Here is a 16,875-nt window from a genome sequence, read left to right as displayed (position 1 = left end):
AGTTGCGGCAGACTCATCACATGAAGGTCACGAAGTACTCGCACGCCTGCGTGAGGATCGAAGACGGTGGCGTGCTGGTGGTCGATCCCGGGATCTGGAGCGAGGCGGAAGCCGCGCTGGACGGGGTGGACGCGGTGCTGATCACCCACGAGCACGTGGACCACATCGACGCGGCAAGGCTCGCCGACGCTCTGGCGAAGCGTCCACATGCGACGGTTTTCGCCCATCCGGCGGTGGTGGAGAAGTTTGCCGCGCAATGGGGTGGTGCCGCCCGGGCGGTCAACCCGGGGGAGTCCTTCGACGCGGCCGGGTTGCCCGTTCGCTCTTTCGGGGGATGGCACGCGGTGATCCATGAGGAGATTCCTCGGGTACCCAACATAGGCTTCTTGATCAAAGATCTTTATCACCCGGGCGACTCCTTCGATGTGCCAGCAGGCGTCGAAGTCGAAACTCTTTTCGTGCCGGTCTCCGCGCCCTGGCTGAAGCTGGCCGAGTCACTCGACTTCGTGCGTGCGGTGGCCCCGAAGCGGGCCTATGCCCTGCATGACTGTCTGGATAACGACCGCAGCGCCGCGCTCGTGGACGGTCACCTCTCCGCTCGCTCCGGTTGTCCATATGAGCGGCTCGTTCCAGGGTCCACAATCGATGCGTGAACCCCGACCAAGCCGCAGCGGCTAGCAGGAAAGCGGTCACCCGCCTCGGCTCGGCCTTTCTGGAATGTCCCCGGACCCTTCGCCGCGCGCGCGAGCTCGGGCTTACCGGCTGGGCCTGCTATGTGGCCGGTCGGGGTGGAGCGCTGGGCGAGGTGCGGCCCGATACGGTCGCGGCCGCGCTCGGCCTGATCGCGCCGGAGGCGGTACGCGACGGCTGGATGGCGGCGCGTACGGTCCTGTCACCGGCCAAGGTGGCCGCTCAGATGCTCGCCGAATGCTGCCGCTGGGGCGCGGAGAAGCTCGAGGATGCGCCCAAGGTGGTCCGGCTCGTGCTGCTCAGCGAGCAGGTGGCGCTGGCCGCCGACGCCGTGAGCATGCCCCTTTTCGCCGCCTGGCGGGCCATGCCGCTGCCGTCGGGCAGAGCCACCTTCGAGGCCCCGCGCGGCGGCGCGCTCAGCGGGCCGCTGGACGGGCCGGGCGCGCGCGCCGCAATCGCCCTTCATCTGCTTGCAGAGCACCGCGCAGCCGCGACCCTGGTCGGCATAAAGGCCAGCGGGCTCACTCCGGTACAGGCGCTCATCAGCGGGCCGGAGGGGGAAGCGGCGGCGGTCGCCTTCGGCTGGCAGCCGCCCTACCCGAAACCCGGGCCGCTGCTGCGCCGCCGGGCGTGGGCCGACTCCATCGCCGATCACATCGCGGGCCAGGCGCTCAAGGTGCTCGAGGCGAAGGAGCGGGCTGAGCTGGTAACGCTGCTAAATCAGGCGCAGGCACACGCCGGTCTGAGCTAGTTTGCCGCTCATGCTGATTCGCCCGACCACCCCCGCGGACGCCGACGAGTTGCTTGCGCTGGTGCGCGCCTACGAGATCGCCGCCGTCGGTCAAGCCGAGTTCGAGATGTCCGAAGTCGAGTTCGCACTCAAGGCGGAGTTCAGCTACATCGCCCAGGAACCGGGCGGCCCGATCCTGGGGTGGACCTTCGTCGACTCCAGCGGCGACCAGCAGGACTGGCTTGAAGTCTTCACTCATCCGGAAATAGGCCAGGCCTCGCAGCGACCGCTGCTGGCGAAGGCCATGGACCACCTTGGTTCGCGCCGAAGGTCAGCCCGGGCCGGGGCGGTGCCCACCCAGACCGACTGGATGGCCGCGCTGGAAGAGGCCGGATTCCGGTTCTTGAAGCAGAACGTGAGGATGTCGATCGACCTGCCTGCCGCCCTGCCCCCGGTGTCCGGAGTCGAGGTGAGGCCGGTGCGCCAGGAGGAAATGGGCGACTTCTACAGCCTCATGGAAGCCGCCTTCGCCGACTCCCTCGACCACAACACCCGCACCTATCAGCAGTGGCTGGATCGCTGGGTCACCGATCAGGCCGTGCGCTGGGACGAGTGGCTGGTCGCGCTGGTGGAGGGCAGCCTGGCCGGGGCGCTGCAATCCAAGTCCGGGGACGAGGGCTGGATCAACAATCTGGGCGTGCTGGCGCGGTATCGCCGGCGCGGCGTGGGCCGGGCACTGCTCGCCGAGGCCTTCCGGATCTACGCGGCCAAGGGCTACCCGAAGGCGGGGCTCGGCGTCGATCTGGAAAACCCGACACGGGCCATCAAGCTCTACACCGGGGTAGGCATGACGGCGTCCTATCGGGTCAACATCTACCGCCTAGAGCCCGTTGGTGCGGCTGGGCCTTCCGCGTAGCTGCGCCACGTAGTCGTCGGGCGCGCCCGCCTTCTGCGCGGCGTTGGCTATCTCCGTGATGTACCAAGCCGTGGGCAGCCCGCCCTCAAAACCGTTGAAGGCGTAGACCCAGGCGGTGACCTCACCGTCCAAAGTGGCCACCCGCAGATGCAGCTTGGTGTAGGTGCCCGCGTCGACCCCCTCGACCTCGTCGAGGCGGGCCTCGTCCCAGGGATGCACGTCATAGAGCGCGACGAAGACCCGGTCGCCTGGGGACTCGACGATCGTGGTGACCGACCCTTCCCAGCCCACAAGCTCCTCGCCGGCGAAGGTCAGCCGCCAATTTTCCAGCCAACCAGTGCCGACCATGGGGGAGTGCGGGCAGTAAGCCCGCATCCGGCCGGGATCGAGGTTCGATCCGTACGCTGCGTAATGACGCACGGCGATGACGATATCCCGCGCCGAGCCCTGGTGAGAATACGCCAGCGCGTGTCTTTCCCAGCCATATCGTCTTGACTGTCCCGGCCAGAGGCCTGAGGGCAACCTCGCTGGTAGACAATGACCTCGTGACCCAGATCGTGATCATTGGTGGCGGCCCCGCCGGATACGAGGCGGCCCTGGTCGCCGCCCAGCTCGACGCCGACGTAACCGTGGTCGAGGCGGCGGGCGCGGGCGGCGCGTGCGTGCTCGACGACTGTGTGCCGTCGAAGACCTTTATCGCCAGCTCAGAGGTGGTGACCGGGTACAGGGACACCGAGGAGTTCGGCATCCATTCGGACGGGCTGGAAGCGATAACCGTTGATGCAACGGCGGTCCATGCCCGGGTCAAACGCCTGGCAACCGCGCAGTCCCGGGACATCCAGGCCAAGCTGGTCAAGGCCGGGGTGACCCTGGTGCACGGCACCGCGCGCTTCGGCGACGACATGCTCGGGCACACCCACCGGGTCAAGGTTCGCCCCCATGACGGTGACTCTGAGTACTTCATCGATGCGGCGACCGTGTTGATCGCGACCGGGGCCACTCCTCGGCAGCTTCCCACCGCGCTTCCCGACGGCGAGCGCATCCTCACCTGGCGGCAGGTCTACGATCTGCCGGCCCTGCCGAGCCATCTCATCGTCATCGGCTCCGGCGTGACCGGGGCCGAGTTCGCCTCCGCCTACCTGGCGATGGGGGTGCAGGTCACGCTCGTCTCCAGCCGCGACCGGGTCATGCCGCACGAGGACGCCGACGCCGCGACGGCGATCGAGCGCGTCTTTCGTAACCGGGGCATGACCATCCTCAACAACTCCCGCGCCGAGTCCGTGGTCCGCGACGGGGAAGGTGTCTCGGTCGCGCTGGCCGACGGCCGGGTCGTCACGGGCTCGCATGCGCTCATGGCGGTGGGTTCCGTGCCCAACACCGCCGATCTCGGGCTCGTGGAGTACGGCATCGCGGTCAGCACCGGCGGTTATGTGACCGTCGATCGGGTGTCTCGTACCAACGTGCCCGGCATCTACGCGGCCGGCGACTGCACCGGGGTGCTCCCGCTCGCCAGTGTCGCCGCGATGCAGGGGCGCATCGCCATGTGGCACGCGCTCGGCGATGCGGTGGCGCCCCTGCGACTGCGGACCGTGGCCGCCAACGTTTTCACCGATCCCGAGCTCGCCACCGTCGGCGTGTCTCAGACCGATGTGGACAGTGGCAAGATTCCCGCCCGCGAGGTGATGCTCCCGCTCGCCGGCAATGCCCGCTCCAAGATGGCCGGGCTGGACGACGGATTCATCAAGCTCTACTGCCGCCCGGCCAGCGGCATCGTGGTCGGCGGTGTCGTGGTCGCCCCGCGCGCCAGCGAGCTGATCATGCCGATCACGATCGCGGTGGAGAACCACCTCACTGTCAACCAGCTGGCCCACACCATCACCATCTACCCGTCGCTGTCCGGCTCCATAGCCGAAGCCGCCCGCCAGCTGATGCAACACGAGACGGAGTAGGCGCGCAGGGTTGAAGCGTGGAAGCACGGACCTTGGTTCCCTCCGCCCAGGAGTTCACCCGGCGGCCCGCCAACACCGCGGAGCCGCCAAGGGAGAACTCCAAGGCGGGCGGGAGCTAACGGCGGGCGACCACGGCGAACCGGCGTATAGAAAGGGTTGGGCAGTGGAATTATCAAGTTCATGCGGTTTCTGTCCGGGACGATTCCTCCCTATGACCTGACCTACAACGACGTCTTCATGGCGCCCACCAGATCCGAGATCGGCTCGCGGCTTGAGGTGGATCTGTCCACGAGCGATGGGACCGGGTGCACGATCCCGGTCGTCGTGGCGAACATGACGGCGGTGGCGGGCAGGCGGATGGCGGAGACGGTGAGCCGCCGCGGCGGGCTCGTGGTGATCCCGCAGGACATCCCGCTGGAGATCGTCAAGGATGTCATCTCCTGGGTGAAGCAGCGGCACTTGGTACACGACACGGCAATCACGCTCGGGCCGAGCGACACGGTGGGCGACGCGATTCACCTGCTGCCCAAGCGGGCACACGGCGCGGTGGTCGTGGTGGATCCGCAGGGGCGTCCGGTGGGGATAGTCACCGAGGCCGACACGGTGGGGGTGGACCGCTTCGCGCAACTGGCCGAAGTCATGTCGACCGATCTGCTGACGGTGCCGGCGCACGCCGATCCGAGGCTCGCCTTCGAAAGGCTGCACCATGGCCGGCGCAAGGTAGCCCCGGTGGTGGACCACGAGGGCGTGCTGGTGGGCATCCAAACCAGGCAGGGCGCGTTGCGGGCGACGCTTTACAAGCCGGCGCTGGACAGCAAAGGCGGGCTTCGGGTAGCGGCGGCGGTGGGCATCAACGGCGATGTGGCGGGTAAGGCCGCGGCACTGATCGAGGCGGGGGTCGACACGCTCGTGGTCGATACCGCGCACGGGCATCAGGAGCGGATGATCAGCGCCTTGCATGCGGTGCGGGGCGCGCCGGTGCCGATCGTGGCGGGCAATGTGGTTACCGCGGAAGGGGTTGCCGACCTCATCGCGGCCGGGGCGGACATCGTGAAGGTCGGTGTCGGGCCGGGGGCGATGTGCACCACCCGGATGATGACCGGTGTGGGCCGGCCGCAGTTCTCCGCGGTGCTCGAATGTGCTGTGGCGGCAAGGAATCTGGGCAAGCACGTGTGGGCGGACGGCGGGGTGCGGCATCCGCGCGATGTGGCGCTGGCCCTCGCGGCGGGCGCGGCGAACGTGATGATCGGCTCGTGGTTCGCCGGCACCTTCGAGTCGCCGGGCGACCTGTACCTCGACGCGGCCGGCCGCCGGTACAAGGAGAGCTTCGGGATGGCGTCGGCCCGCGCGGTGAGTGCGCGCACCGCCGACGATTCGGCCTATGACCGGGCTCGCAAAGCCGTGTTCGAGGAGGGAATCTCGACGGCGAAGATGTACCTGGATCCGTTGCGCCCGGGCGTGGAAGACCTCCTCGACGAGATTGTCGCCGGGGTCCGCAGCGCCTGTACCTACGCAGGCGCCCGGACCTTGGAGGACTTCCACGACCGAGCGGTCATCGGCTTCCAGTCGGCGTTCGGTTACACCGAAGGAATGCCGCTTCCAACTAGCTGGTGAAACCGGCCATCCGTGCTAGGTAGGCCGTGGGTGGTTCAGGCTCCGGGGCTCACCGCGACCGCGCCGGAGCGCACCGCGGCCCGGGCCATCTTCTTGTCGTAGGTGACGATGGTGAGCCTGGGCCCGAGTTGAGCCGCGCAGGACAGGTGAAGGGCGTCCAGCGATCTCAGAAACGGGTCAGGCAGACGGGCCGCGAGTTTGCGTATCGCGACGTCTGTCTCCACCCGCATGAGTCCTTCCATGAGGCGCTCCGCTCTTTCCACCGGGGTGGGATGTCCCAGCCGGTGCAGGGTTCGGGGCAGTTCGACTTCGGTGATTTGGCTGGTGGCAAACGGAAGGTGGGCGTTGAGGTCGAGCCAGGAGCGTAGGTGTCTACTGCGCTCGTTCTCTTCCACCAGGTTCACCAGCGCCGACGCATCCAGATAGATCATCAACGGCGATCTTCCCTTGTTTCGCCGATGGCGTCGTCAATCTGATCGGGTTTGATGCCGCGATCATGCGACTTGATCAGGAAGAGGCTGTCAGGATCTTCCGCTGGATGCAGCCGACCTTCGGCAATCAATCTGACGTGCAATGCCGTCATTTCAGGATCTTCATCCATGGGCAGAAATCTACGGCGATATGACAACTTAGTCAATCATCTGATCTCGCAGAGCACCGATCCCGACTGCACCACGTCACCGACGGCGGCCTTCAAATCGGTTACCACACCGGCTTTATGGGCGGTCAGCGGCTGCTCCATCTTCATCGCCTCAAGGACCACGATCGTGTCCCCAGCGGCGACCGAGTCACCTTCCGCCACAGCGAGTTTGACGATCGTGCCCTGCATCGGCGCGGCCAGCGCATCGCCGCTCGCCGCTATGCCGTGGCCCTTCTTGGCACGGCGAGCCGGTTTGGCGCCTGCCGGAGCCGCCGGTGCGCCACCGAGCGAGGCGGGCAGCGAGACCTCAAGCCGTTTGCCACCAACCTCTACCACGACTGTGCGGCGAGGCGTCTCTTCTTGCTCCACATCGGACACATTGGTGAAAGGAAGGACTTCGTTCACCCATTCGGTTTCGATCCATCGGGTGTGGACGGTGAAGTCGATGAAAGCCTTGTCCCGCACGATGGCGCGGTGGAACGGCAGCGCGGTCGCCATGCCCTCCACCACCATCTCGTCGAGCGCGCGCCGGGCCCGCTCCAGAGCCTCTGTGCGCGTCTCGCCGGTGATGATTACCTTGGCCAGCAACGAATCGAAGTTGCCGCTGATGGTGTTTCCGGACTCGATCCCGGTGTCGACCCGCACCCCCGGGCCCTCGGGAAGGCGAAGCTCGGTCACCTTTCCCGGGGCGGGCAGAAAGCCCCTTCCCGGATCCTCGCCGTTGATCCGGAACTCGATGGAATGCCCGCGCGCGACCGGGTCCTCGCTGAAGCGGAGCTTCTCGCCGCTGGCGACGCGGAACTGTTCGCGCACCAGGTCGATGCCGGCCGTCTCCTCGGTCACCGGATGCTCCACCTGCAAGCGGGTGTTGACCTCGAGGAACGAGACCGTGCCGTCGGCGCCAACCAGGTATTCCACCGTGCCCGCGCCGTGGTAGCCGGCCTCCCGGCAGATCGCCTTCGCCGAGGAGTGGATCTGGGCGCGCTGCTCGTCGGTGAGGAACGGCGCCGGGGCCTCCTCGACCAGCTTCTGATGCCGTCGCTGCAACGAACAATCCCGGGTGCCGACCACGATCACGTTGCCGTGCTGGTCGGCCAGGACCTGCGCCTCCACATGCCTTGGCTTGTCGAGGTAGCGCTCGACGAAGCACTCGCCACGGCCGAAAGCCGCCACGGCCTCGCGGGTGGCCGATTCGAAAAGCGACGGGATCTCCTCCATGGTGCGCGCGACCTTGAGGCCGCGCCCGCCCCCGCCGAACGCGGCCTTGATGGCCACCGGCAGCCCGAATTCCTCTGCAAAAGCCAAAATCTCAGATGAGGTGGGTACCGGCTCAGCCGTCCCCGGAACCAGCGGCGCCCCCGCCCGCTGGGCGATGTGCCGGGCGGTGACCTTGTCGCCCAGATCGCGGATGGCCTGCGGGGTCGGGCCGATCCAGGTGAGCCCGGCATCGATCACGGCCTGGGCGAAATCAGCGTTCTCGGCCAGGAACCCATAGCCCGGGTGGACAGCGTCGGCCCCGGACCGCCGCGCCACGTCAAGAAGCTTGTCGATGCGCAGATAGGTCTGGGCACTGGTCTCCCCGTCGAGCGCGTAGGCCTCGTCGGCCATCCTCGCGTGCAGTGCTTCCCGGTCGCCGTCGGCGTAGACCGCGACACTGCCCAGGCCCGCGTCGCGGCAGGCTCGGATGACCCGGACGGCGATTTCGCCACGATTGGCGATCAACACTTTGGAGAGGACGGCCATGGCCGGAGTCTAAACGACCGATCAGTAACCTCGCCCTGTGATCTGACGCTCTGCCTCTACGCTGATCTGGTGTCCATCACGCGCATGATGATCCTCGGAGTGGTCCGGCTGCTGCAGCCGGTGCACGGCTATGACGTGCGGCGGGAGCTGCTGAGCTGGAACGCCGACAAGTGGGCCAATCTGCAGCCGGGGTCGATCTATCACGCGCTCAAGAAGCTCACCGACGAGGACGCTTTGCGGGAGGTCGGTCAGGAGCAGGTGGGCGGCCGGCCGGCTCGGACCAGGTACGAGTGCACGCCAAAGGGCGAGGCGCAGTTCCGCGACCTGCTGAACACCTATCTGTGGGGGTCCACCGAGGGTCATGTCGATCCATTTGTGGCCGCTTTCTCCTTCCTGATGGAGGTGCCGCGGGCGGAAACCGTTGCCGTGCTTCGGCAGCGGGCGGGCAAGCTGTCCGCTGCCAACGAGGGCATGAAGGCCGCGTACACGTCGGGCTGGGCGGTTCCGGAGCAGAAGCCGCAGAACGTGCGCTGGATGCTTGAGCTGCAGATCGCCCGCAACGAGGGCGAGATCGCGTGGTGCGAGCGGGTGGCGCAGGAGATCGAGGACGGTGCGGAATACGTGTCCGAGGAGCTGATGGCCAAGTGGAAGGCTGCCTTGGAGTACTAGTTTGATTATTCAAACTTGACTAATGTCGGACCCGGCCGGTAGGGTTCCGACCTATGATCATTGAGACCTCTGGGCTTCGGAAATCGTTTATTTCCAGGGCCGGCCGCGAGAAAAAGACGGTGGAAGCCGTTCGCGGTGTCGACCTGCAGGTCGCCGAGGGTGAGGTCTTCGGGTTCCTGGGCCCCAACGGCGCCGGAAAGACGACAACCCTGCGCATGCTGGCGACCCTGATCGAGCCCGATGGCGGCGAGGCCACCATCGCCGGCGCCGATCTCCGCAAACACCCCGGCGAAGTTCGCAAACTCATCGGTTATGTCGCCCAAGGCGGCAGCACCTGGGACGACTCCACCGCTCGCGAAGAGCTGGTGCTACACGCGCGGATGTACGGCATCCGCAAAACAGAAGCGCTGAAGCTGGCAGCCGAGGCGCTGGAAGCCTTCGAGCTGACCGAATACGCCGACCGCAAGTGCAAGACCTACTCCGGCGGTCAGCGGCGCCGGGTCGACATCGCGCTCGGCATCATCCACAAGCCGAAGGTCGTCTTCCTCGACGAGCCGACGACCGGGCTCGACCCGCAGTCGCGTGCCCACATGTGGGACGAGGTGCGCAAGCTGCGCGACCTGGGCATGACCGTCTTCCTCACCACCCACTACCTCGACGAGGCCGACGCGCTCTGCGACCGGCTGGCCATCATCGACCACGGCGAGATCGTGGCCGAGGGCAAGCCGAGCGAGCTCAAGCAGGAGGTTCTCGGCGACGTGGTCTCGGTTTCGCTGCCGCAGAACGTGACCGGCGCGGCGGAGCTCTTCGACAGCGCCGACTACGTCAAAAAACTCGAGACCGGCGACGACAGCATCCGCCTCTACGTGGAGGACGGCGCGACCGCGATCCCCCATGTGTTGCGCGCGCTCGACTCTGGCGGAATCAAACTCACCTCGATCGAGCTGCACCGGCCCAGCCTTGACGACGTCTTCCTGGCCAAGACCGGCCGCAGCCTGAGAGAGAGCTGACCATGAAATTTCTCCGTGACACCTGGCTGGTTTTCCAGCGTCAGATGCTGCTGTTGCTTCGCAACCCGGTGTGGGTCGGGGTGGGCATCGTTCAGCCGCTGTTCTACCTCCTGCTTTTCGCACCACTGCTCAAGCCGGCGCTAGGCCCCAACACCACCGACGCCGAGGCCTACAAGATCTTCGTGCCGGGCATGCTGGTGATGGTCGCCCTTTTCACCGCCTTCTCCGGGTTCGGGCTCATCGCCGAGCTGCGGGCGGGAGTTATCGAGCGCAACCGGGTCACCCCGGTCAGCCGGGTCGCGCTCATGCTCGGGCGCTCCCTGCGCGACGTCGTTTCCCTTCTGTTCCAAGCGGTTCTGGTCACCCTGCTGGCCCTCCCGTTCGGGCTGCGGGTCAACGTCGGCGACGCGGTCCTGGCCTACCTGCTGATCGCGTTGATGGCGCTGCTGCTCTCCTCCGTTGGTTACGCCTTCGGGCTCGCCCTCAAGAGCGAAGACGCATTGGCGCCCATGCTCAACACCCTCATTCAGCCCATCATGTTGCTTTCGGGCATCCTGCTTCCGCTCACCTTCGCTCCGGCCTGGTTGCGGCGGGTGGCTGACTTCAACCCGTTCAACTGGTCGGTGCAGGGGGTGCGGGCGCTGTTCGCCGGCGACCCGGGCAACCCGGTGGTGTGGAAGGCATTGGTGATCCTGCTTCCGCTGACCGTGCTGACCGTTGTGATCTCATCGCGCCAGTTCGCCAGGTCGGTGCGTTAGCTTCGTCTCACTGTGGGGTTTCGGCACCGTCCCGGCGTACCGTCTGGACGGTGCCGCGCCTTGTGCGAACCCCCCTCACCTGGCTGATTTATGTGCAGCTCGGGCTCTACGCCTACTTCCTCTACAGCTTCGGGCCTGTTGTCGGTTTCCTGCGTGATGAGCAAGGAACCTCCAACGCCCAGGCGAGCCTGCACACCTCCGCCCTTGCCGTTGGCGCCATGGTCGGGGGAGCGCTGTTCCCCTGGTTCTCGCAGCGTTTCAGCCGTGGCACGGCGATGTGGGCCGCGCTCTGCGCGGTGGCGCTCGCGGTGCTCGGCTTCGTCACGCTTCCCTCGCAATTCCCAATCACGCTTTCGCTGAGCGTGCTGGTGGCCTTCGGCGGCATGTGGGTGATCAGTTGTGTGGTGGTCACCCTCTCCCAGATGCATGGCGCGTCAGGCCCGGCCGCGATCAGCGAAGCCAACGCGCTCGCGGTTGCCGCAGGCTTCGTGGCGCCGCTCGTGGTGGGCTGGGCGGTCGACATGGGCTGGGGCTGGCGAGCCGGGCTGGTGGTCCTCATTGGACTGATCGGGGTGGTGGCGCTCGTGGCCTGGCGGATGCGCATGATGGCGCTGCCCGCCGGTGAGGTTCAGGTGGCGGCCGCCGCCCAGCCGAGGGCAGCGCTGCCGCGCGCCTACTGGCTGGCCTGGATGATGATGGTGATGACCGGCACGGTCGAAATCGTCATGTCGCTGTGGGCGGCGCTCGTGTTGCGGGAGGAAGCCGGGTTCTCGGCGGGCGCTGCGGCGGCCACGGTTTCGGCCATCCTGGCCGGCATGCTGATCGGCCGCACCGCTGGCGCACGCATCGCCCTTTATGTGGACACAATCCCGCTTTACCTCGGCGCGCTCGTCGTCAGCCTGGCGGGCTTCGTCGTCTTCTGGCTCTCCGGCAGCGCATGGCTGGCCATCGTCGGCCTGTTCGTGGTTGGGCTCGGCAACGCCATGCACTATCCGCTGGCGATCGCGTTGGCGATTACGGTCGCGCCGGGGCAGGCCGACCGCGCGGCGGGTGTCTCCTCCTACGGCATGGGCCTGAGCTTCGGCGTCGGCCCCTTCCTGCTCGGGTTGCTCGCCGACGAGGTGGGAGCCCACACCGCGCTGCTGCTCATCCCGCTGTTCCTAGCCGGGGCGGCGGTGCTGGCACTGGGCGTGCGCAGCTCAGCGAGCACGCCAAAGATCGGTGATCGACCAGCCGAGGTCGCCCAGCAAATGGCGTAGCAGCGGCAGCGACAGCCCGATCACGTTGCTGTGGTCGCCCTCGATGCCCTCGACGAAGGGGCCGCCCAGACCGTCGATGGTGAAAGCACCCGCCACCCAGAGCGGTTCGCCGCTTCCGACATAGGCATCGATCTCCTCGTCGGACAGCTCCGCGAAGTAGACGGTCGTCGATCCCACGCGTTCCGCGGTGTCGCCCGACTCCAGGTCCACCAGACAGTGCCCGGTGTGCAGCACTCCAGAGCGCCCGCGCATGGCATGCCAGCGTTTCACGGCATCCTCGGCGCTATCGGGCTTGCCGAGAATCTGCCCGTCGAAAGCGAGCACCGAGTCACAGCCCAAAACCAGCACACTTCCTCGGGCCGGCTCGCGGTGGCGCAGCCTTTCGGCCACCGCATGCGCCTTGAGGCGGGCCAGCACACCGCAAAGAGTGTCGGGTGCCGTCGCGTCCACAGCAGACTCATCGACGCCAGAGACGATTATCTCGGCGTCGATGCCAGCGGCATGAAGCAGCGCTTTGCGAGCTGGGCTCGCCGAAGCGAGCACCAGAACGGGTTTAGCTCCCATTCGGGTCAGACTACCGGCTCGCCGAACGCCTTCTGCTCACCAGCACCACCAAACCGACCACAATCAGGGCTACCCCTGCGATTGTGCCCCAGAGCACGAGGTTGGACTTCGGCTCCGGATCGGACGGTTCGATGATGGGCGCGTTCTGGAAACTTTGGGTCGGGCTTGCGGTCGGGGCGGTGGAAGGCTCCGTTGTCAGCGCCTTCAGGACATTGAGCACCCCGAAGCCGTAGTCGTTGTCACGCCCCGGCGCGCCTTTGTCGGTGGCCGTCTTCGTCAGGTGCTCCACGACCTGGGTGCTGGTCAGCTTCGGATACTTCGCCCAGACCAGAGCTGCCGCGCCGGAGACGATCGCCGTCGATGGGCTGGTGCCGGTGCCTTTGCGGTAGCCGTCGTCGTTGCTGGCGCTGACGATGTCGACGCCGGGCGCCACCAGCGAAACCGCCGGGCCGCGAACCGAGACCTCGGCGATGTTGCCTTCTTTGTCCACCGCGCCGACGGCCACCACTCCGGGGTGGGCCGCGGGATCGCCGATGAAGTTCTCGCGTGGGCGGTTGCCGGTCGACGCCACCACGATGACGCCCGCCTTGACGGCCCGCTGCACGGCGTCGAATGAGTTGGCGTCACTGTTGACGGGAACCGTGATGATCTTCGCGCCACGGCTGACGGCCTCGTCTACCCCCTTGGCGAGCGCCTTTCCATCACCGTAGCCGGAACCCGTCTCGATCCGGATCGGGAGGATCTTCGCCTTCGGGGCCAGCCCGAGCGCACCGTCTTTGTTGCCCGCGCCATGCCCGTGCGCGGCGATGAGCCCGGCCATACCTGTGCCGTGGCCGAGCTTGTCACCCCAGCCGTTGCCCGAGCCGCCCACCACGACATCGAGCCCGGTCAGGACGTTGCCCGTCATGTCGGGGTGGTTGTTGTCGATGCCCGAGTCGATCACCGCGACGGTGATGCCCTCGCCCTGGCTGATCGCCTGCGCTTTGGCTATCTCTAAAAAGGACAGATGCCATTGGAGATCGCGAATATTATCGGCCCGAGCCGGTGTCTCGATGGCCAAACCGACAGTGGCGGCGAGCATGCTCGCCGCCACTGCGTGAAGCACACGCCTCATCTGTCGAGGCCGATCGCCGGGCCGGGATCGATGGGCCGGTGGTACTCAGGCGAGTCGAGCACCGGAGTGACCCCCTGGGCCACTTCCCAAGCGGTGTCTGGATCGAAGTGCTCGCCGTCTTCGTCATCGTGACCGTGGCCACGCCCGCCGACGCCCATGGCGCCGACAACTCCAGCCCGGCCCGCGGTGCCACCGCGCGCGCCGGCCGTGCCCGCTGGGCCACGACCGCCAGCACCCGAGGCCGGGCCGCGACCGGCCACGCCGCCTGCGGCACCGCCGCCACGGGCAGCCGTGCCACCGATTCCCGGAGCTCCGGGGGTGCCTCTGCCGCCTGGGCCACCCGGGCCGGCGGCGCCAGCTGGGCCGCGACCGGGCACACCGCCTGCTGCCGTGGGACCACGCCCGCCAGCGCCACCGCCGCCGATCATGCCGCCGGGCGGGTTAGGACCGCGCACGCCAGCTGGACCGCGGGGGTTGCCGCCGGTGCCACCGATGATGCCGGTGGGCGTGCCCGGCCTTGGCGCGCCGCCCAGACCGCCGGGCAGCGGACCCGTGCCGGGCCGTGGGGCCACCGGCGGACTGCCGGGCAGGCCCTGGCCGGGCGGGTTGATGACTCCGGTGGGCGGGAAGGGCGCCGGGCTGGGCCCGGTCGGCGTGGTCGTCGGCGGTGGGGTGAAAGGACCGGGTGTGTAACCGGGACCAGGACCCGTCGGCGTTGGCTGCAGACCGCTCAGGTCGGGACCCTTCGGCGCCGGCATCGGCGCCATCGGCCCGGTCGGCATGGGTGCCGGCGCGGGCGTCGGGATCACCGGCGGGATCATCGGTGGGGCCACGGTGTTGCCGCCGCCGCCGATGTTGTTGCCATCGTCGGTGGCGTCCACCCCGGGCGGGGTGTAGGGCTCGGGGCGTCCCAAGCGGGAGCGCGACTCGCTGAGGTCTTCGGAAAGCTTGTACATCACGCTTTGTGCGGCGTAATGCTTCATGTTCACCAGCTCGGCCGCGTCTTTCGCCTCAGGCGTCGTCGACCCGCTGACGTTGGCATAGGAGCCTTGCGTGTTGTAGCCGCCCTCCTTGACGAAGGTGGAGGCTGCCGCCCGGTATTCCTCATAGATCGGCTTGAGCTTGTACTTCGCCTCGGAGATCGCGTTGGGGATGTCCACCGAAGCCTGGTAGTTGCGCCCCGCCACCTCATCGACATTTTTGACGGCGACGATGAGCTCATCGAGCCGGGTGAGGTAGGCCTCCGCAGCCGGGCTGGTCTTCGGATTCCACACCTGCGCGAGCCGGTCGCGGAAGGTCTGCAGCCGCGACGAGTAGAGCCCATAGAGCTCGCTGGTCTTCTTCCAGCTGTTGGCCTGCTGGTAATGCGGGCTCAGGTCGCGATTGACCCATGTCCACATGTCTTCAATGCTGAGGGCATACCAAGGGGTGCCACCGCCCCCGCCGCCCCCGCCGGATTCAAACATCAGGAGACCTTCTCTCCATTGTCGGCTGTGGTGCCGGTGGTGTTGGTGCCATCCGTCGACACGGGCGTGCTGGTCTGGTCGGCGGCCTGCTGTGGGGTGTAGACCTCGTTGCCCGTGGTGTTCCGGGTGACTGAGGTGTTGGTCAGCCCGGCCTCGACATCGGACACGGTGGCCGCGGACATGGCATCAGCGTTGCGGTATTCGGTGCTGATCGCGCGGGCCGCCTCGACGAAAGCGATGACCGCCTTGTCGTGGTTGGCCATCGCGGTCGAAGTCTGCACCAGCATGTCGCGGTGGTGGGTCAAACCCTCGGTCAGCTCTATGAAGCGCGCGTCGGGCTGGGTCACGACCGCGCTCATCTGCTCGAAAACGGTCTGCACATGTGGTCTGTAGTCTTGCTCGTGCTCAGCCTGCAGTGCTTGGGCGAAGGCCACGAGACTGCCGATGTCGACCGACAACGCATCGGGATCGACGTATCCGGTGAATACATCGGAGTCGGTGTGGCCGGTCGAATTACCCCAATTTCGCAGCCAGGCTGGCCCTCTATCTTCTTCAGGAAGCCCCATCGGCTAGCCCCTCCCCTGAGACTAATTCACGCGCTTAGGAGCGTACCCCACCCTTACGACGGACGGGTAAGTCCCGATTCACGCCATCCGGCACGAGTGACCGGCAGGCCGCTGCGCCACCACAGGGATGGCTGCTGGGCAGGCTCCGATGTGGACGACGGTAACGATACGATCACGCCGATCAATGCGGCGATTTCCTCGGGGGTGGGCGAACCGCGATCTATCCGGAGGTTCAAGGCTGTTCTCCTGTGGGTCGGGCCAATCCGAACTCACGATAGACGCGCGACCAGAAGCCGTCGCGCACCCACAGCCGCGCCTTCTCGTGGGGCCGAAGCGAGATGCCCAGCTCCTTTTCGGCCTCGACCAGGAGTTCCTTGTCGATCACCGTGGGCAGCAGCGGGCCGGGAAGCAGGTCGCCTATGTTGTCGCGGCCGCGGGTGAGGATCCACTTCTGGGCCACGTACTCGCCGATCTCCACGATGTCCGCGCGCTCGGGCAGCGGGGAGCGGGTCTGCCGGGGCGGCGGGACCGGGCGCGGCTCGGTGGGCGCATGCGGGATCGCGGAGGCGGGCAGGGCGATGGCTGGCCGTCCCGAGAAGACCTCGGTCGGGGTGGGCGTGCGCGGGCGGACGGCCACCGCAGTGAAATAGGGCCGGACGAACTCCGCGTCGAGAGTGTGGACGGTGTCGCTCTCCCAGACCAGCCGCTCGGCCTGGTTGGTGCCGTAGGGCGGCTCGACCCCCCACAGGTGAACCCTTACCCCATAGCTTTGCGCGGCCTCCACGGCCGAGGTCATGTCCTCGTCGCCGGCGAGCAGCACGGCGTCGGTGATGGCCCGATGCCGGGCCAGCGTCTCCAGGTCGCTGCGGATCTGTGCGTCAACGCCCTTTTGCTGCCCGCGCAGATTCAGGTTGCCCAGCCGCAGCTTGACCTGTCCCATCTGGGCTATCACGCGCTGATCGATGGTGGGCACCCGGTCGCGCGCGGCGTCGAACCAGTACAGGCGCAGCAGATCGTCGCCGAGGTGCGAAGCGGCCAGCTTCATGAGCGCGTGGATGAGCCCTTCGGCATCCACTTTGCACTCCGACCGGTTGGGCGTGCTGAGCAACAGCTCCCCGCTGGCCGCATAGAGATACCCCACATCCACGAGCACCGCGTGACGACGGGGTTGATTCATCCCATCATCT

The 16,875-nt window shown here is 67.2% G+C and carries 19 protein-coding genes; 9 read left to right on the top strand and 10 right to left on the bottom strand.

The window, feature by feature from the left end:
• Positions 1-20: 20 nt before the first annotated feature.
• The 3 genes from Rhe02_RS36085 to Rhe02_RS36075 are packed head-to-tail and all read left to right on the top strand — an operon-like array spanning position 21 to position 2,336.
• Positions 21-653 (top strand): MBL fold metallo-hydrolase, encoded by a 633-nt coding sequence (locus Rhe02_RS36085; protein ID WP_203912943.1) that lies wholly within the window; start codon positions 21-23, stop codon positions 651-653.
• Complete coding sequence (locus tag Rhe02_RS36080; RefSeq protein WP_203912942.1) at positions 650-1,441, top strand: helix-turn-helix domain-containing protein; 792 nt, start codon at positions 650-652, stop codon at positions 1,439-1,441. Before Rhe02_RS36085 ends, Rhe02_RS36080 begins: the two co-directional genes overlap by 4 nt.
• 10 nt (positions 1,442-1,451) lie before the next feature.
• Positions 1,452-2,336 (top strand): GNAT family N-acetyltransferase, encoded by an 885-nt coding sequence (locus Rhe02_RS36075; RefSeq protein ID WP_203912941.1) that lies wholly within the window; start codon positions 1,452-1,454, stop codon positions 2,334-2,336.
• On the opposite strand, the gene Rhe02_RS36070 is transcribed toward Rhe02_RS36075, so the two are convergent.
• Positions 2,301-2,756: a gamma-glutamylcyclotransferase family protein gene (locus tag Rhe02_RS36070; protein WP_203912940.1), complete on the bottom strand. Its 456-nt coding sequence runs from the start codon at positions 2,754-2,756 to the stop codon at positions 2,301-2,303. The genes Rhe02_RS36075 and Rhe02_RS36070 overlap by 36 nt on opposite strands.
• A 125-nt stretch (positions 2,757-2,881) precedes the next feature.
• Between Rhe02_RS36070 and Rhe02_RS36065 the strand changes: the two genes are divergently transcribed.
• Both Rhe02_RS36065 and Rhe02_RS36060 read left to right on the top strand, forming a co-directional pair.
• On the top strand, positions 2,882-4,285 hold the full coding sequence (locus Rhe02_RS36065; protein ID WP_203912939.1) for an NAD(P)H-quinone dehydrogenase: 1,404 nt from the start codon (positions 2,882-2,884) through the stop codon (positions 4,283-4,285).
• 180 nt (positions 4,286-4,465) lie between these two features.
• Complete coding sequence (locus Rhe02_RS36060) at positions 4,466-5,899, top strand: GuaB1 family IMP dehydrogenase-related protein (RefSeq protein ID WP_203912938.1); 1,434 nt, start codon at positions 4,466-4,468, stop codon at positions 5,897-5,899.
• 35 nt (positions 5,900-5,934) lie between these two features.
• On the opposite strand, the gene Rhe02_RS36055 is transcribed toward Rhe02_RS36060, so the two are convergent.
• Genes Rhe02_RS36055 through Rhe02_RS36045 form a run of 3 tightly spaced genes read right to left on the bottom strand, consistent with a single transcriptional unit; the run spans position 5,935 to position 8,282 of the window.
• Positions 5,935-6,330, bottom strand: a complete 396-nt coding sequence (locus Rhe02_RS36055) for a type II toxin-antitoxin system VapC family toxin (protein ID WP_203912937.1) — start codon at positions 6,328-6,330, stop codon at positions 5,935-5,937.
• On the bottom strand, positions 6,330-6,500 hold the full coding sequence (locus tag Rhe02_RS36050; RefSeq protein ID WP_203912936.1) for a hypothetical protein: 171 nt from the start codon (positions 6,498-6,500) through the stop codon (positions 6,330-6,332). The genes Rhe02_RS36055 and Rhe02_RS36050 overlap by 1 nt, the downstream gene beginning before the upstream one ends.
• A 36-nt stretch (positions 6,501-6,536) precedes the next feature.
• Complete coding sequence (locus tag Rhe02_RS36045; protein ID WP_203912935.1) at positions 6,537-8,282, bottom strand: acetyl/propionyl/methylcrotonyl-CoA carboxylase subunit alpha; 1,746 nt, start codon at positions 8,280-8,282, stop codon at positions 6,537-6,539.
• A gap of 69 nt (positions 8,283-8,351) precedes the next feature.
• Between Rhe02_RS36045 and Rhe02_RS36040 the strand changes: the two genes are divergently transcribed.
• Genes Rhe02_RS36040 through Rhe02_RS36025 form a run of 4 tightly spaced genes read left to right on the top strand, consistent with a single transcriptional unit; the run spans position 8,352 to position 11,978 of the window.
• Positions 8,352-8,951, top strand: a complete 600-nt coding sequence (locus tag Rhe02_RS36040; RefSeq protein WP_239124272.1) for a PadR family transcriptional regulator — start codon at positions 8,352-8,354, stop codon at positions 8,949-8,951.
• 56 nt (positions 8,952-9,007) lie between these two features.
• A complete protein-coding gene (locus Rhe02_RS36035) occupies positions 9,008-9,961 on the top strand; it encodes an ATP-binding cassette domain-containing protein (RefSeq protein WP_203912961.1) in 954 nt (317 codons plus the stop codon).
• Between the two features lie 2 nt (positions 9,962-9,963).
• The gene (locus Rhe02_RS36030; RefSeq protein WP_203912934.1) at positions 9,964-10,719 is read left to right on the top strand and encodes an ABC transporter permease; all 756 of its coding nucleotides are present in this window, start codon (positions 9,964-9,966) and stop codon (positions 10,717-10,719) included.
• 50 nt (positions 10,720-10,769) lie between these two features.
• The gene (locus Rhe02_RS36025) at positions 10,770-11,978 is read left to right on the top strand and encodes an MFS transporter (protein WP_203912933.1); all 1,209 of its coding nucleotides are present in this window, start codon (positions 10,770-10,772) and stop codon (positions 11,976-11,978) included.
• On the opposite strand, the gene Rhe02_RS36020 is transcribed toward Rhe02_RS36025, so the two are convergent.
• The 6 genes from Rhe02_RS36020 to Rhe02_RS35995 form a co-directional block, all read right to left on the bottom strand.
• On the bottom strand, positions 11,919-12,542 hold the full coding sequence (locus Rhe02_RS36020) for a Maf family protein (RefSeq protein WP_203912932.1): 624 nt from the start codon (positions 12,540-12,542) through the stop codon (positions 11,919-11,921). The two genes, Rhe02_RS36025 and Rhe02_RS36020, sit on opposite strands and share 60 nt — an antisense overlap.
• Positions 12,543-12,552: 10 nt before the next feature.
• Positions 12,553-13,656, bottom strand: a complete 1,104-nt coding sequence (locus Rhe02_RS36015; RefSeq protein ID WP_203912931.1) for a S8 family serine peptidase — start codon at positions 13,654-13,656, stop codon at positions 12,553-12,555.
• Positions 13,653-15,056: a hypothetical protein gene (locus Rhe02_RS36010; protein WP_203912930.1), complete on the bottom strand. Its 1,404-nt coding sequence runs from the start codon at positions 15,054-15,056 to the stop codon at positions 13,653-13,655. The genes Rhe02_RS36015 and Rhe02_RS36010 overlap by 4 nt, the downstream gene beginning before the upstream one ends.
• A gap of 65 nt (positions 15,057-15,121) precedes the next feature.
• Positions 15,122-15,688, bottom strand: coding sequence for a hypothetical protein (locus Rhe02_RS36005; RefSeq protein WP_203912929.1), 567 nt, complete (start codon positions 15,686-15,688; stop codon positions 15,122-15,124).
• Positions 15,689-15,741: 53 nt separating this feature from the next.
• Complete coding sequence (locus Rhe02_RS36000; protein ID WP_203912928.1) at positions 15,742-15,924, bottom strand: acyl-CoA carboxylase subunit epsilon; 183 nt, start codon at positions 15,922-15,924, stop codon at positions 15,742-15,744.
• Entirely contained in the window at positions 15,921-16,865 is a 945-nt protein-coding gene (locus Rhe02_RS35995; protein WP_203912927.1) for an NYN domain-containing protein, read from the bottom strand. The genes Rhe02_RS36000 and Rhe02_RS35995 overlap by 4 nt, the downstream gene beginning before the upstream one ends.
• Positions 16,866-16,875 lie beyond the last annotated feature (10 nt).

This window comes from Rhizocola hellebori (assembly GCF_016862955.1).
GTDB lineage: Bacteria > Actinomycetota > Actinomycetes > Mycobacteriales > Micromonosporaceae > Rhizocola > Rhizocola hellebori.
This window is presented reverse-complemented; position numbering and strand designations above follow the sequence as displayed.

Excerpts from the sequence above, each read along its gene's own strand:
- Rhe02_RS36085 (WP_203912943.1), top strand. The coding sequence starts at position 21 with ATGAAGGTCACGAAGTACTCGCACGCCTGCGTGAGGATCGAAGACGGT.
- Rhe02_RS36075 (WP_203912941.1), top strand. The coding sequence starts at position 1,452 with ATGCTGATTCGCCCGACCACCCCCGCGGACGCCGACGAGTTGCTTGCG.
- Rhe02_RS36060 (WP_203912938.1), top strand. The coding sequence starts at position 4,466 with ATGCGGTTTCTGTCCGGGACGATTCCTCCCTATGACCTGACCTACAAC.
- Rhe02_RS36055 (WP_203912937.1), bottom strand. The coding sequence starts at position 6,330 with ATGATCTATCTGGATGCGTCGGCGCTGGTGAACCTGGTGGAAGAGAAC.
- Rhe02_RS36050 (WP_203912936.1), bottom strand. The coding sequence starts at position 6,500 with ATGGATGAAGATCCTGAAATGACGGCATTGCACGTCAGATTGATTGCC.
- Rhe02_RS36045 (WP_203912935.1), bottom strand. The coding sequence starts at position 8,282 with ATGGCCGTCCTCTCCAAAGTGTTGATCGCCAATCGTGGCGAAATCGCC.
- Rhe02_RS36030 (WP_203912934.1), top strand. The coding sequence starts at position 9,964 with ATGAAATTTCTCCGTGACACCTGGCTGGTTTTCCAGCGTCAGATGCTG.
- Rhe02_RS36020 (WP_203912932.1), bottom strand. The coding sequence starts at position 12,542 with ATGGGAGCTAAACCCGTTCTGGTGCTCGCTTCGGCGAGCCCAGCTCGC.
- Rhe02_RS36015 (WP_203912931.1), bottom strand. The coding sequence starts at position 13,656 with ATGAGGCGTGTGCTTCACGCAGTGGCGGCGAGCATGCTCGCCGCCACT.
- Rhe02_RS36010 (WP_203912930.1), bottom strand. The coding sequence starts at position 15,056 with ATGTGGACATGGGTCAATCGCGACCTGAGCCCGCATTACCAGCAGGCC.
- Rhe02_RS36005 (WP_203912929.1), bottom strand. The coding sequence starts at position 15,688 with ATGGGGCTTCCTGAAGAAGATAGAGGGCCAGCCTGGCTGCGAAATTGG.
- Rhe02_RS35995 (WP_203912927.1), bottom strand. The coding sequence starts at position 16,865 with ATGAATCAACCCCGTCGTCACGCGGTGCTCGTGGATGTGGGGTATCTC.